This window comes from Streptococcus pneumoniae (assembly GCF_001457635.1).
Lineage (GTDB): Bacteria > Bacillota > Bacilli > Lactobacillales > Streptococcaceae > Streptococcus > Streptococcus pneumoniae.
This window is the reverse complement of the sequence record NZ_LN831051.1, coordinates 1,500,994-1,516,237: the sequence shown is the minus strand read 5'-3', so window position 1 is coordinate 1,516,237 and position 15,244 is coordinate 1,500,994. Positions and strand designations below refer to the sequence as shown.

Below are 15,244 nucleotides of genomic sequence, written 5' to 3'. Positions count from 1 at the left end.
AAAGGCGATTCCTCACTCCGCCGACTTCAACATTAATAGATTATTGACCCCATCACCGATTGCCACCGTTCTTTCTTTAGAAAGTTTTAGTTTCTTTCTCCATTTTTCCAGAGTTTCTTTTTTGACCTGGGGACTTATAATTTGTCCAACTAATTTTCCTGTTAAAAGACCTTCTTTGACTTCAAGCTGGTTGGCAGTGAAATAGGCAATACCAAGGGATTTTGCTAATCTCTCCAACTATTGGTGTAAATCCACCAGACACCAGACCAACTAGGATGCCATTCTTTTGGAGAATAGAGATGAACTCTGGGACATTTAGCGATAGATGAATTGAGTTGAAGACGTTATCAAAGACCAAAATAGGAAGACCTTCCAACAAGGACACTCTTTTTCTTAAACTGCTTTCAAAGACCAACTCTCCTCGCATTGCTCGACTTGTAATCTGCGAAATTTCCGCCTCATGACCTGCCTCTCTCCCTAAAAGATCAATCACTTCTTCTAGGATTAAGGTTCCATCTACATCCAAAACACACAAGCCTTTTACTTGAGACATCAGTTCTCCTCTCTAAACAGCCTAAAAATCGTATGAAGTCATCATACGATTTTATCTATTAATTAACTAAACTATGGTACAAGTCAAGGTATGACTTGCAGGCTGTATCCCATGAGAAGTCACTCTCCATAGCTTGTTTTTGTAGGTTTCTCCAAATGTCTGGATGGTTTCTATACAAGTCCAATGCTGTTTGGAAAGTCCAATTTAACCAATAAGGAGATAGATTGTCAAAGCTAAAGCCAGTACCGCTTCCTTCGATTGGATTGAAAGCGCGAACTGTATCTCGCAAGCCTCCAACTTCATGGACCAATGGCAAGGTTCCATAACGCATAGCCATCATTTGAGACAAGCCACACGGTTCAAAACGACTTGGCATGAGGAAGAGGTCACAAGCAGCGTAGATTTCCTGAGCAAGTTTGACATCAAAAGTGATATTTGTTGATAGCTTGTCTGGGTAAATCTGAGCAAACCATGAGAAAGCTCCTTCAAAGGCTGGATCGCCAGTTCCCAAAAGAACAATCTGAACATCTTCTTGCAAGATATGGTGAAGACTTTCGACCACCACATCAAAACCTTTTTGACGTGTCAAACGAGAAACAATTCCCACCAGTGGAACGTCTGCTCTAACAGGCAAGCCAACTCTTTCTTGCAATTTTGCCTTATTTTTGGCTTTCCCAGACAAATCTTCCTGATTGAAATGATAGTCTAAAAGAGCATCCGTCTGAGGATTATAAAGATCAGCATCAATCCCATTCACGATACCAGATACTTTACCAGACTCCATTTTAAGAATCTGATCCAAATTACATCCAAACTGACTAGTCATAATTTCATGAGCATAGCTAGGTGAAACAGTTGAAACACGGTTCGCATAGAGAATACCTGCCTTCATCCAGTTCAGACAGTTGTTCCATCGAAGGGTGCCATCAGCGTAACGTTCAAAGCCAACTCCAAACAAATCACCCAACATTCCTTCTGAAAATTGTCCTTGGAATTCTAAATTATGAATGGTTAAAACTGTTTCAATGTCCTCATAGGCTTGAATCCAACGGTATTTTTCCTTCAACAAGAAAGGAATCATAGCTGTATGGTAGTCATGAACATGGAGAAGATCAGGAATAAAGTCAATCCTTTCCATAGCCTCAATGGCAGCCAGTTGGAAAAAGGCAAAGCGTTCTCCGTCATCAAAATCACCGTAAACATGACCACGGAAGAAATAATATTGATTGTCAATAAAGTAGAAGGTTACACCATTTAATACTGTTTTCTTAATTCCACAATACTGTCTGCGCCAACCAACGCTCACCTCAAAATGAAGCACATCTTCAATCTGACTTCCAAATTTAGCCTCTACCATATCATAGTAGGGTAAAATCACTGCAACTTCGTGCCCAGCTTTTACCAGTGATTTTGGAAGAGCGCCAATGACGTCTCCCAAACCACCTGTTTTTGAAAAGGGTGCACCCTCTGCTGCTACAAATAAAATTTTCATGAATGAATATCCTCTGTTACTTTAGCACCTTTCTTAACCACAACTGGATGTTCTGCAGTTCCTCGAATCACAACACCAGGCTCAACTTCAACCCCTTTGTCCAAGATAGCATATTCGACCTGAGCCCCTTCTCCAATAACAACACGAGGGAATAGCAGGCTATCTTTAACCAAGCTATCCTTATGGACATGAATATTACGTGATAGAACAGAATTAGCTACTTGACCTTCAATAATACTACCAGAGGCAAACTGAGAAGTGCTTACCTTAGATGTATTAGCATAGTAAGTTGGCTCTTCGTTTTTGACCTTTGTATAAATCTTTTGGTTTGGTGAGAAAAGAGAATAGAATTTTTGTGATTCAAGCATATCGATATTCGCTTGATAATAAGATTTAACAGAGTGAATATTGGCTAGATAGCCCGTGTACTCGTAGGCGAAAGCTCCCTCTTTTACAGCCAAATCCCGTAAAACATAGCGCAATTTCTCTGGATGTTCTTTTTTAGCTTCTTCTTCCAAGTGTTCAATCAACCAAGGTGTATCAACGACAAAGATATCTGTAGACATATTGAACGTTTCAGCTGTTGACTTGCTATCAAAGAGTTTATGAGAAAGAACATGGTCTGTTTCATCTACATCCAAGATTGCATTACTTCTGAAATATCTTTCTTAGCTAGTTTTTTATAAACTACAGTGATAGGCTCTTTTGTTGTACTATGTAGGTGGAAAACTTGGTTCAAATCAATGTTAATAAGAACATCGCAGTTGAGGGCAACCGTTTGGTTTGAGCCAGAACGTTTCAAATAAGTAAGAAGCTGTTGGTAGTATTCTTTTCCAACTGTACTACTTTCTACACGGGTATTGTAAATTCCTAGATAGTAATGGCTAAGAAGGGTTGATAAGCCCCACTCGCGTCCTGAACGAATATGGTCAAATACTGAGCTGATATTATCCTGCTGGAAAATACCAAAGACACTACGAACACCTGCATTAGCAAGGCTTGAAAGTGGGAAGTCAATCAAACGATATTTCCCACCAAATGGCAAACTTGCTACTGGACGGTGGTCCGTCAATGTCGACATATTGTGAAAACCAACTGTATTTCCTAAAATGGCAGAATATTTATCAATCTTCATCTGTTGCTACCCCCACTACTTCATTATATCCTACAACTTGTACTTCATCTGTTCCATCAATTTCGACACCGTCAGAAATAATCGCACCTTCACCAATAATGGCACGTTTAATCTTAGCTCCTTGACCAATGATAGCTCCACTCATGATAACTGAATCAAGGACTTCCGCTCCTTCGCGAACTTGCGCGCCTGTTGAAAGGATAGAATGTTTAACAGTTCCATCAACGAAACATCCGTCTACAACTAATGAGTCTTCCACATGAGCATTTGCCCCGAGGAAGTTTGGTGGTGAAATCAAGTTTCTTGAGTAAATCTTCCATTGACGGTTACGACTATCCAAGGCATTTTCTGGAGAAATATACTCCATGTTCGCTTCCCAAAGTGACTCAATAGTACCAACATCTTTCCAATAACCACTAAATTCATAAGCATAAACACTTTCACCTGACTCAAGGTAATTTGGAATGACATTTTTACCAAAGTCTGACATGCCAACCTTGCTCTTTTCAGCAGCGACTAACATATTACGAAGGCGTTGCCAATCAAAAATGTAGATTCCCATAGAAGCTTTTGTAGATTTAGGTTGAGCTGGTTTTTCTTCAAATTCAACAATACGATTGTTAGCATCTGTGTTCATGATACCAAAACGGCTTGCTTCTTTAAGAGGGACGTCTAAAACTGCTACTGTCAAGCTGGCATTATTATCCTTATGAGACTGGAGCATATCATCATAGTCCATTTTGTAGATGTGGTCCCCAGACAAAATCAAGACATACTCAGGATTGACACTGTCGATATAGTCGATATTTTGGTAAATAGCGTGACTAGTCCCCTCAAACCAACGATTTCCTTCACTTGCAGAATAAGGTTGAAGAATAGAGACACCTGAATTAATACCGTCTAGTCCCCAGCTTGAACCATTCCCAATATGGTTGTTGAGAGCAAGTGGTTGATACTGTGTAACGACCCCAACATTATGAATCCCTGAGTTGGCACAGTTTGATAGGGCAAAGTCAATGATACGGTAGCGCCCACCAAATTGCACAGCTGGTTTTGCGATGCTTTGAGTGAGTTTACCGAGACGAGTTCCTTGCCCACCAGCAAGAATCAAAGCTAACATTTCATTTTTCATTTTCTACTCCTTTTTGGTTTTTATTTGTGACGGTTTTAGTAGATTTCAAGCGACGTTTGATTTTCCATACACTTGCTCCCATAGCCGGTAGAGTAAAGGTTAAGGTCTGCTCATAATCTTTCCATAGTCCTTCTTGCGTTTGAACAGTTTGATTATGTTCTTTCCAAACGCCTCCCCACTCTTCCAACTCAGTATTCCATACTTCTTCGTAAATTCCTGCAACGGGTAGTCCGATTGTAAAATCTTTCCGCTCAACAGGTACCATATTAAAGATACAGACTAACATTTCTCCCTTTTTACCCTTACGAATAAAGGAAAGAACACTCTGGTCTCGATTATCCGCATCAATGATTTCAATACCATCATAGCTGGTATCAATTTCCCACAGACAGCGATGATCTTTGTAAAACTGGTTTAGCTGAGAAGCGAAATACTTCATCTTAGCATTCATTGGGTCTTCTAGGTTAGACCATTCCAACTGTTCTTCAGATTTCCATTCTAGGAATTGACCGTATTCGCTACCCATGAAGAGCAATTTCTTACCAGGGTGACAAATTTGGTACGTATAGAGATTGCGCAAGCCTGCGAATTGATTGTAACGATCTCCCCACATCTTATGCATCATACTCTTCTTGCCATGAACCACTTCATCGTGCGAGAATGGCAAGAGATAATTCTCCTTGAAAACATACATAAAGCTGAAAGTCACCAGGTTAAAGTCATATTTACGATAAATCGGATCTTCTTCGTAGAAACGGAGGATATCATTCATCCAGCCCATGTTCCATTTGTAGTCAAATCCTAGACTACCAATCTCTTTCATTCCCGTAATCTTGGTCGCAGACGAACTTTCTTCTGCAATCATCATCACATCTGGATATTCTAACTTAATAACTTCATTCAAGCGTTGAAGAAAATAATAACCTTCATAGTTGAGATTTCCGCCATCTTTATTAGGTGTCCATGGAGCATTATCATAGTCCAAATAGAGCATGTTGCTAACAGCATCCACACGAATACCATCCAAATGATAGACATCAATCCAATGCTTAATGCAAGAAATTAAGAAGGACTGGACTTCATTTTTTCCAAGGTCAAAATTAAGGGCACCCCAACCATGGTTATGAGCCTTATTATGGTCTTGGTATTCAAAAGTCGGTGTCCCATCATAATAGGCTAAGGCATCATCGTTGATGGTAAAGTGACCTGGTACCCAGTCCACAATAACCCCAATATTATGGGTATGACACTCCTCGACAAAATCTTGAAACTCCTCTGGTCTGCCATAAGCATGCTCTAAAGCGAAGTAACCCATAAGCTGATACCCCCAACTCAAGCCCAAAGGATGGGACATCAAGGGCATAAACTCAATATGAGTATAGTTCATTTCAACGAGATAAGGAATGAGTTCATCCTTGAGCTGGGCAAAACTATAAGGACTGCCATCAGAATTTCTTTTCCATGATCCAGCGTGAACTTCATAAATATTGACAGGACGCTCTTCAAAGCCCCAACGTTTTCTTCGTGCCAGCCAAAGTCCATCCTTCCATTTCTTCTCAGGAAGCTCTGTTAAGATTGCCCCTGTTCCTGGACGAGCCTCATACCTGACAGCAAAAGGGTCAATCTTCATCAGTTGATGACCATTTTGACGTGTGACATGATATTTGTAAATATGCCCTTCTTGAGCCATATTGGTAAAGACTTCCCAGACCCCAAAATCATTTCTTACCATTGGAATCTGATTTTCAATCCAGTTGGTAAAATCACCAACCAAGTGAACAGCCTGAGCATTAGGTGCCCAAACACGGAAGGTATAGCCATGCTCTCCATTTAGTTCTTCCCTATGTGCTCCTAGATAATGTTGGAGATAAAAATTTTCACCCGTCATAAAGGTTTTTAATGCTTCTCTATTATCCATATACTCCCCTTCTCCTGTAAGCGTTTTCTATGTTTTTATTATACTACCTTTTTAGAGAAGATTCAAGTAAATTACTATACTTCTTTAATTATTTTGAAAATCTACAACAAGTTCACTTACTCGTTCAATTGTAAATCAATATTTTTTCAAAAAATTGCGAAAACGCCTTTCTTTTTCTACTATAGTGAAATGAAATAAAACATGCGCAAGTCGATTAAGGAATTTAATCTAATTTCTAACAATGTCTTAGAAATCAAAGTGTACTATTTTAACTTCAATGTACTATATATCGTAAAATGAAATAATAACAGGACAAATCGATCAGGACAGTCAAATCGATTTCTAACAATGTTTTAGAAGTAGAGCTGTACTATTCTAGTTTCAATATACTATAATACCAAAAAGTTCGTATTTTTTCTATAATTATTATTATTTTATAGCAAAAAAATAAAACCAGGAAAACAATTTCCTGATTTTACACGTTATTTCACATCAAAAACAATGGATTTGACATTTGTCATCGCTTCAATGCTATATTTAATCCCTTGCACTCCAGCTCCAGAACCTTTGACACCAAGGAACGGGAAATTATCTGGACCACGCTGGGTTTTATTATTAATGTGGACTGTACCTACTTCAAGTTTTTCAGCAATTTCAAAGGCTTTTTTGAAATCATTTGTAAAGACTGATGATTGAAGGCCGAATTCAGATTCGTTGGCAAAGGCAATAGCTTCCTCTACACTAGCCACACGAATGATTGGTAAAACAGGACCAAATGGCTCTTCCCATGCCACTTTCATATCTTTTGTAACTTGGTCAAAAAGCACTGGCCAGAGGAGATTGCCCTCACGTTTGATTGGTGTAAGAGCCTGAGCCTCTTTTTCTTGTGCATCCTCAATCAAGCCCCAAATGAAGTCGGCTGAAGCATTGTCAATAACAGGTGTAATATCAGCATTGTCAAATGGATCACCAACTGTTAATTTAGAAACTTCTTCCTGAAGCAAAGTAGCTAATTTATCTGCTACACTTTCGAGAACAATGACACGTTTAATGGCCGTGCAACGTTGTCCTGAGTAGCTAAAGGCTCCCGCAACAATTTGCTTGGCAGCATGTTCCAAATCTGCATCTTCTAGTACAAGAGCTGCATCTTTCCCACCAAGTTCCAACATGATAGGACGCATACCAGCTAAACGACCAATACGTTCTCCAATAGGAGTTGAACCTGTAAAGTTGATGAAGTTGACTTCTTTGTGCTCAATGATATAATCCCCAATTTCTGAACCACGACCTGTAATGGTGTTGAAAACACCTGCCGGAATCCCTGCTTCTTCAAATGCTTTAGCCAACAAGAGTCCAGAAATGGAACCTTGTGTTGGTGGCTTAAACATGACCACATTCCCTGCAATCAAGGCAGGTGCAATTTTAGAAGCAGATAAATTAACTGGATAATTAAAGGGAGCAATCGCTAGCACGATACCAACTGGTTCACGACGGACAACAGCCAGTTTGTTTTTACTTGCTGCCTCAAAACCACCACCTTCCATTGCTTGTCCAGTGATACGGAGACCTTCCTCAGCAGCATAACGAATCAAGTCTGCTGTACGCACTACTTCTCCAATTGCTGCTTTAATCCCTTTTGCTACTTCTTTGGCAAGGATAGTACCAATTTCTTCCTTATCGCGTTCTAAAATAGCTGCTGTTTTATGCAAATAAGCCGCACGTTCAATTGCTGATAAAGCTCGCCATGCTGGCAGGGCTGCACGCGCAGCTTGCATAGCCTCATCAGCTTCAGTCTGAGTCATGGCTGGAACTGTACCCAATTCTTCTTGATTGATTGGTGAATAAATCGTAATTTCTTGTTCAGATGATTTCCATTTTCCATTTACTAAATTCTGATATCTTGTCAAATTCTTGTCCTCCTGAAAATGATTAAGATATATTTTACCAAATTTTCAGAAAACCACAACCCTTTTTGCGAAATTTTTGAGATTATTTTCACAAGCTTGATTTTTCAAAGTATACTCAATAAAAATAAAAAAATCCACTACGTCAAGGCGAGGCTAATGTGGTTTGAAGAAATTTTCGAAGAGCGTGAATGAGTATCATCTATAGTAAAATAAAAAAACTGAACAATTTGGTTTGGGACAGTCAAACCAATTTCTCACAATGTTTTAGAAACACGGGTGTGCTATTCCAATTTCAGGCTACTATAACTGTCATAGATTGCTGAAACAAAGTCTAGGTAAAAGTCTTCATAATAAAAAGACCTCCTATCAAATGTTCAAAAACTTTGATAGGAGGTCTTGTTTCGTGAAAATATTTATCAAATTTTCTATACAAGTGAGCTGTTAGCCAGGTTCTTTCTATTCTTTCAATTTCAATGAATGGATTTTTTACCAATACTCATAACTGGGAATTTTTCTGTGTAAAAATAGCGAGATAGATGGTATTTATAAAACACTCAAGACAGCTAGACTAATATCATTTAAAACATTATCTTCTTTTGAGCGACTGTTGGTTACCAACATAGCTAAATTTCCTGCATTTTCAAATTGATAGGGTTCTGATTTAGCATTCACAACCACCAAGAGGTGTTCTTTGCCGTGAACTTCATAGATAAGGCAGCCGCTATGTTCAATCGCCGAATGCACAAAGACATGATGGTAAATTTCATCATAGCTAGAGTAAGAAAAGGCACCAGTTTTTGTCTTCAATCGGATGACTTGACGGATAAACTCAATACTGTCTTGACGCTCATTAATCAAGTTCCAGTTCACTTGGTTCACACTGTCAGGAGCATTATAGCTATTCATCGCACGCTCTCTATCATCATGGGTCAACTCACCATTTTCACCAGTCGCAACCAGTTTGGTACGACCAAATTCTTGACCGATTTCCATAAAGGCCATCCCCTGCATGAGCAGATTCATGGCTGTGGCAGTTTCGACCTTGCGCATGATTTGCTCTGAACTTTGGTCTGGATGAAGGGTTGCCAATAAATCGTGAAGATTGTAATTGTCATGGGCTTCTACATAGTTAAGCACCTGATTTGGATGTGTATAGCTTCCTAATTCACGACTTCCTAGGATTGCTTTAGCTAGAATTGGCTCTGTCGCAGCACCACTGACAAAACCTGACTTGATAGCACCATAAACTTCTCCCCCTTTGACAGCATCGCGCTGATTGTCATTAAAGAAACCAATATTTGGCATCTGGTAGGCATTGTCCTTCTTGGCCTTATCATAAGGGGCAAGACCTGTTCCCATATCCCATCCTTCTCCATAGAGGATAATGTTGGAGTCGATTTCATCCAAGCTTTGACGAATCATCTGCATGGTCTTGACATCATGAATCCCCATCAAGTCAAAACGGAAGCCGTCAATATTATATTCCTGCACCCAGTATAGAAGAGAATCAATCATATACTTGCGAAACATTTCGTGTTCACTGGCTGTTTCATTTCCAACACCCGTTCCATTCTGGAAGGTACCATCTGGATTCATACGATAATAGTAATCAGGGACTGTTGTTTGGAATGGTGCATCAACAACTGAGAAGGTATGGTTATAGACTACATCCATAATGACTCCAATACCCGCATCGTGATAAGCTTGAACCATCACCTTCAAATCACGAATGACCTGAGCTGGATCATCTGGATTAGTTGAAAAACTAGTTTCTGGCGCGTTATAGTTTTGTGGATCATAACCCCAGTTGTAGGTTACATTTCCATCCTCATCGTATTCTTTATGACGGTCTGCAATTGGTTGCAATTGAACATAATTGTAGCCCAGCTTCTTGATGTAATCAAAAGCAGTTGACTGGCCGTATTGGTTAACTGTTCCAGCCTGAGCAGCACCCAAGAAAGTTCCTCGAAGATGTTCATCTACACCCGATGTAGGTGATTTAGTCAAATCACGAATGTGCATTTCACAGATAACTGCCTTACATGGATTTTCCAAGCGCCAAGTAGCCTCCGAACCGTGCTTAACCTCGAAGTTTTCAACTTGCTTTTCTACATGGCTCAGAATAGCTGAACGTTTGCCATCAGGGCTGGTCGCGATTGTATAAGGATCACGTGTCAGTGTTTGGTGATGAGGGAATTGGACTTGATACTGATAAGCCTTACCTACCAAATCTTCCTCAACATCCAAACTCCAGACACCGATTGTATTGTCCTTATGATTATAAGAGTAGCTATTGCCTCTTTTCATCTCAAAAGTCTTCCAAACGGGTGCATCATTAGCAGCTGATTCATAAACGACAACTTGCACTTCTGTCGCTGTAGGTGACCAGAGGGAAAAATGAGCCTGATTGTCCTCTACACGGCAACCCAATTCTCCTTGGTAACCCCAATGATGGTCAAAACTAGCACTGTTAATGGCCTTATCAAAGGCAAAAGGATTTTGATTTTTATAGAAAGGACTGGCAATAGCAGGATTTTCAGAGTAATAAATCCTATCATCGCCTTCCAAAATCCAGACTTCTGTTAATAGGGGATAGTGATTAAAACGGATAGAATATTCTTTACTAGTTTGACCTGTATGAACCACAAAATTCAAGCTTTCTATAACATGTGAACTTGGGTGTTCAAAGCTAAATAAAGCTCCAAAATAATCTTCTTTGTAGGTTAGCAAATCAATTCGTTGATCCTGACTTTTTACAAAGGAGCAAGTGTCATATTCACCATTCTTGCGATGGTAATGAATGCGCATAGGGTAGTTATACATTTTTTATTTTTCCTTTTTACTTTGTTTCTATTTCACTAATAAATTTTTGTCAATCTCGTCTCAATTAACAGACATAGTCATATTCTCTAAACTCTGTTTTTAAACGATCCATTACAAACTTTCTAGCCATGCCTCATCTCTGACCTGGATACCAAGTTCTTGTGCTTTTTGCAGTTTACTTCCAGCGTCTGCACCTACCACGACGAGGTCGGTCTTTTTAGAAACACTACCTGTCACTTTGGCACCCAGACTTTCGAGTTTACTTTTAGCTTCTGAGCGCTTGAGTCGTTCCAATTTTCCTGTCAATACCACGGTCAAACCTGACAAGGCCGCATCCGCTACTACCGTCTGTCCTTTATAGTCCAGATTGACCCCAGTTTCTTTCAATTCTCTGAGCAGAATTTCAGAGCCTTCTGTCGCAAAATAAGTCTGAAGACTTTTGGCAATCACGCCACCTAGACTTTCAATACTAGCCACTTCCTCTGAATCTGCCTGATACAGATTTTCAATTGAATGGAAATATTGAAGTAAAAGCTGACTAGCCTTGCTTCCGACATGACGAATTCCCAAACCAAATAAGAGCTTCTCGGCAGAATTTTCCTTTGATGCTTGGATAGCCTGATACAGTTTAGCAGCGGACTTTTCCTTAACCCCCTCTAAAAGGAGGAAATCCTCTTCTTGCAAACGATAAATATCCGCCACATCCTTGACTAAATTAGCAGCAAAAAGCTTCTCAACAATAGATGGACCAAGGCCTGTAATATTCATAGCATCACGAGAAGCAAAGTGAATCAAGCCTTCCATGATTTGAGCAGGGCAACGCGGATTGATACAACGTAGGGCCACTTCATCTTCAAAGTGCAACAAGTCAGAGTTACAACTTGGACAGTTTGTAGGGATATCTAGTTTTTCTTCAGAAACCCGTTTGGACTCTACCACACGTAAAACGGCAGGGATGATGTCACCAGCCTTATATACAATGACCGTATCGTCTTTTCGGATATCTTTTTCAGCAATATAATCTACATTGTGCAGGGTCGCACGGCTAACAGTCGTACCGGCAAGTTGTACTGGTGTTAGATTAGCAGTTGGAGTTACAACACCGGTACGGCCAACTGTCCAGTCAACTGATAAGAGTTGAGCTTCTTTTTCTTCAGCAGGGAACTTGTAGGCTACTGCCCACTTTGGAGCCTTAACGGTAAAACCAAGTTCTTCTTGACTTGCTAGGTCGTTGACCTTGATTACCACTCCATCAATATCGTAAGGTAGATTTTCCCGTTCCTGTCCTACTTCTTGGATAAAATTCCAGATTTCATCTATGTTTTCAGCCAAGATTCGCTTAGGATTGACCACAAAACCTAGTTGTTCTAGGTACTTCAAACCCTTTTCTTGGCTATCACGAGTTGAAGGACTGGCTTCTTGATAGAGAAACGTTGCAAGATTACGCTTTGCAACTACTGCTGTATCCAACTGACGCAGAGTTCCTGCTGCCGCATTACGAGGATTAGCAAATTCAGGCTCTCCATTTTCTTGGCGCGCTTGGTTAACTTGGTCAAAGGAAGCGCGTGGCATGTAACATTCCCCACGAACTGTGATATCTAGTTCTTCTGGCAAAGTCAAAGGGATGTCCTTAACACGCTTGAGGTTTTCTGTGATATTTTCACCAATTGAACCATCTCCACGTGTTACCCCAGCAACCAAAATCCCCTTTTCATAAGTCAGCGAGATAGATAAGCCATCGATTTTCAGCTCACAAATATAGGTCGGATGAGCCACTTCCTTACGAACACGCGCATCAAAAGCATCTAGCTCCTCACGTGAAAAAGCATCCTGCAAACTATAAAGAGGATACTGATGACTGTATTTTTCAAAACCATCTAAAACCTTGCCACCAACACGATGAGTCGGACTGTCTGCTAGCACTTGCTCTGGATAAGCAGTTTCTAACTCGACCAACTCACGGTAAAGGCGGTCATACTCACTGTCTGAAACCGAGGGATTATCGCTGGTATAGTACTCAGTCGCATAGCGATTGAGCAAAGCGACTAACTCATTCATTCTTTTATTCATAAGACCATTTTACCATAAAACAAGCCCTCCTCACAAACGAGAAGGGCGGAAAAAACACTTAGTTTGAAATTATTTTTGAAACTCAAGCAACCTTATATCAATTTTTCAAAATGAGTTCGAACATAAATAAACGATATACAAGACAAGATGATAACACCACTTCCAATTATCAGGAAAGAAGAGAGATGTACACTTGGCAAGACTGTCATAAATCCTTTTGCAATAGGCATAAATAGAATAGCTAAGGTAAAAATTGTACTCAGTACTCTCCCAAGAAATTCGCTCTCAACCTTGGTTTGTACTTGAGTAAAAAAGTGAATATTAAAAATCGTCATAAACAATTCACAAACTAAATTTCCAGAAAAGGAAAGAAAAGTTGGAAGTGGTAATCCCATCATAAAAACTCCGACACCTGTCAAAGCCAGTAAAATCAAAAGATTATAAATATTAGCTTTAATTTTACTAGCTAGAAGAGCCCCAATGATGGAACCAATAGCCCCCATAGTTAAAATACTTGCATAGGCTCCTTCTGACCCGTAAAGCTGATTCGAAAAGGGAAGTAGAAATTCAAAAGCTGCAAAAAAGAAATTAACGCTGGAAGCTACCAGCAAAAGGAAGAAAATTTCTTGCTGATGCCAGATATAGTGTAACCCATCCTTGATATCTACAAAAATATCTCTCCCAGTAAAAGCCTTTTTCTCTTGAACTTTTGCTTCCTCTTTTGGAAGGAAAGCCACTAGAACAAAAGCAATGAAAAAAGTCAGCGAGTCTAGCAGTAGCGTCATATGGAGACTTGCAAACTGTAAAACAAGGAAGGAAAGAACAGGAGAGCTAACACCTACAACCTGCAAAACCAGCTCTAAGCGAGAATTATAGATCACAATCTCATCTTTCTCCACCACTTCAGTTATGATAGCTTTATTGGCTGTGCGAGAAAAGGCAAAAGCAATAGTCTGCACAATGTTAGCAACAATCAAAGCGCCAATCATCCAGCTATCATTCCTTATGAAAGAAATAGCCAGACAAAGAATCCCACAAACAAGATCTGCCGTCATTAAAATCTTACGACGAGAAAAACGGTCTGAAATAACTCCGCCAAAGGGATTGACGAGAATAGATGTGACGAGCTCAGAAATCTGATACATTCCTAAAACTGTCTGTCCTATAGTCCCCATAGAAGCCAACCAGACACTATTTCCATAATCATAGAGCATATTTCCCATTTTATTGATAGCCCCACGGCTAATCAACTGCACTGCATAGCGATTCATATTAAAGCTCCTCTCAAATTTTGAAACTATTGTATCAAAACCGAAAGGAGCTTTTTATTTTTTCCCTTATTTGGGAAAATTAACTTTTGACAAATTTTTCGTAGTGTTCCTGATAATAGGCTACTTGCTCTGGAAGACCTAACACATCAAAAATATGCATGGCCTCTTGCATCTGCTTACAGCCTTCTTTACACTGTCCTTTTTGATATAAGGCCAAACCTTTTAAATAATGGAAAACATTACGCTCATAAAGCTTAATACCTTTGTCAATAATCTTCTCTGTATAAGCCTCAAAATAGTTGGCATTATAAAAAGAAGAATGCTCTAAACAATGCTGGTAACAATTGAGGGCCAAAATTAACACTAATCTCTTATGGCGACTAATCTCTTGGTAAAATTCCTCCCTCTCCATAACTTCTCTACCAATCCGAGTGACATAGTCTACATCGTAGAAACTATAGAGGTTACCGAAAAGAATCAACTCATACATGGTCCATTCTTCTGTTTTGAAGAGATAATCTGCTACCTTATCCAAATCATCCTGCTTCATATCATAACTCGCATCTCTTTGACAAATCAGACCTTGTAGCAAAATCCAGTTCAGCTCAAAATAAAGGGGAGTCGTCGAACTCTTAGACTTTTCAAGTTGTTCTCTTTGAAGCTTTTGAAAACCTGCAATATCGTTTGAATAGTAAAGTGGGATAATCTGTGCCATCATAGACACATGTTCATGATTATGAAAATTCCTTGCCTTATCCATGAAATTTTCGATTGTTACATGAATGTTATCCAAAATCTCAAAGAAACGGGAGACTGCCAGGTCAGACTCCCCAAGCTCAAAGCGAGATAACTGAGAGGTAGAGCAGGATTCGCCTGCTGCTTCCTTTAAAGAATAATTTCCACTTGTTCGAAATTCACGAAATACTTTTCCAAGATGTTCCAT

General features: G+C 39.6%; 10 protein-coding genes and 1 pseudogene. All 11 read right to left on the bottom strand.

Features of this window, described 5'->3' with window-relative positions:
• Nucleotides 1–12: 12 nt before the first annotated feature.
• Entirely contained in the window at nt 13–237 is a 225-nt protein-coding gene (locus AT689_RS12925; RefSeq protein ID WP_001844778.1) for an HAD family hydrolase, read from the bottom strand.
• Nucleotides 182–553, bottom strand: coding sequence for an HAD-IB family phosphatase (locus AT689_RS12920; RefSeq protein ID WP_001809343.1), 372 nt, complete (start codon nt 551–553; stop codon nt 182–184). The genes AT689_RS12925 and AT689_RS12920 overlap by 56 nt, the downstream gene beginning before the upstream one ends.
• A 58-nt stretch (nt 554–611) precedes the next feature.
• Nucleotides 612–2,045, bottom strand: coding sequence for a glycogen synthase GlgA (gene glgA, locus AT689_RS08120; protein WP_000697313.1), 1,434 nt, complete (start codon nt 2,043–2,045; stop codon nt 612–614).
• Nucleotides 2,042–3,180, bottom strand: a pseudogene (glgD, locus tag AT689_RS08115) (glucose-1-phosphate adenylyltransferase subunit GlgD). Before glgD ends, glgA begins: the two are co-directional and overlap by 4 nt.
• On the bottom strand, nt 3,170–4,312 hold the full coding sequence (locus AT689_RS08110; RefSeq protein ID WP_000787276.1) for a glucose-1-phosphate adenylyltransferase: 1,143 nt from the start codon (nt 4,310–4,312) through the stop codon (nt 3,170–3,172). Before AT689_RS08110 ends, glgD begins: the two are co-directional and overlap by 11 nt.
• Entirely contained in the window at nt 4,302–6,230 is a 1,929-nt protein-coding gene (glgB, locus tag AT689_RS08105; RefSeq protein ID WP_000370249.1) for a 1,4-alpha-glucan branching protein GlgB, read from the bottom strand. The genes AT689_RS08110 and glgB overlap by 11 nt, the downstream gene beginning before the upstream one ends.
• 482 nt (nt 6,231–6,712) lie before the next feature.
• Nucleotides 6,713–8,137 carry an NADP-dependent glyceraldehyde-3-phosphate dehydrogenase gene (locus AT689_RS08100; RefSeq protein WP_000199369.1) on the bottom strand — a complete coding sequence of 475 codons (1,425 nt, stop codon included), beginning with the start codon at nt 8,135–8,137 and terminating at the stop codon, nt 6,713–6,715.
• Nucleotides 8,138–8,680: 543 nt separating this feature from the next.
• Nucleotides 8,681–10,960, bottom strand: coding sequence for a type I pullulanase (gene pulA, locus AT689_RS08085; RefSeq protein WP_000283061.1), 2,280 nt, complete (start codon nt 10,958–10,960; stop codon nt 8,681–8,683).
• 111 nt (nt 10,961–11,071) lie between these two features.
• Nucleotides 11,072–13,030: an NAD-dependent DNA ligase LigA gene (gene ligA, locus AT689_RS08080; RefSeq protein ID WP_001042590.1), complete on the bottom strand. Its 1,959-nt coding sequence runs from the start codon at nt 13,028–13,030 to the stop codon at nt 11,072–11,074.
• A gap of 92 nt (nt 13,031–13,122) precedes the next feature.
• A complete protein-coding gene (locus tag AT689_RS08075; protein ID WP_001083035.1) occupies nt 13,123–14,301 on the bottom strand; it encodes an MFS transporter in 1,179 nt (392 codons plus the stop codon).
• Nucleotides 14,302–14,380: 79 nt separating this feature from the next.
• Nucleotides 14,381–15,244 carry an Rgg family transcriptional regulator gene (locus tag AT689_RS08070; protein WP_000400554.1) on the bottom strand — a complete coding sequence of 288 codons (864 nt, stop codon included), beginning with the start codon at nt 15,242–15,244 and terminating at the stop codon, nt 14,381–14,383.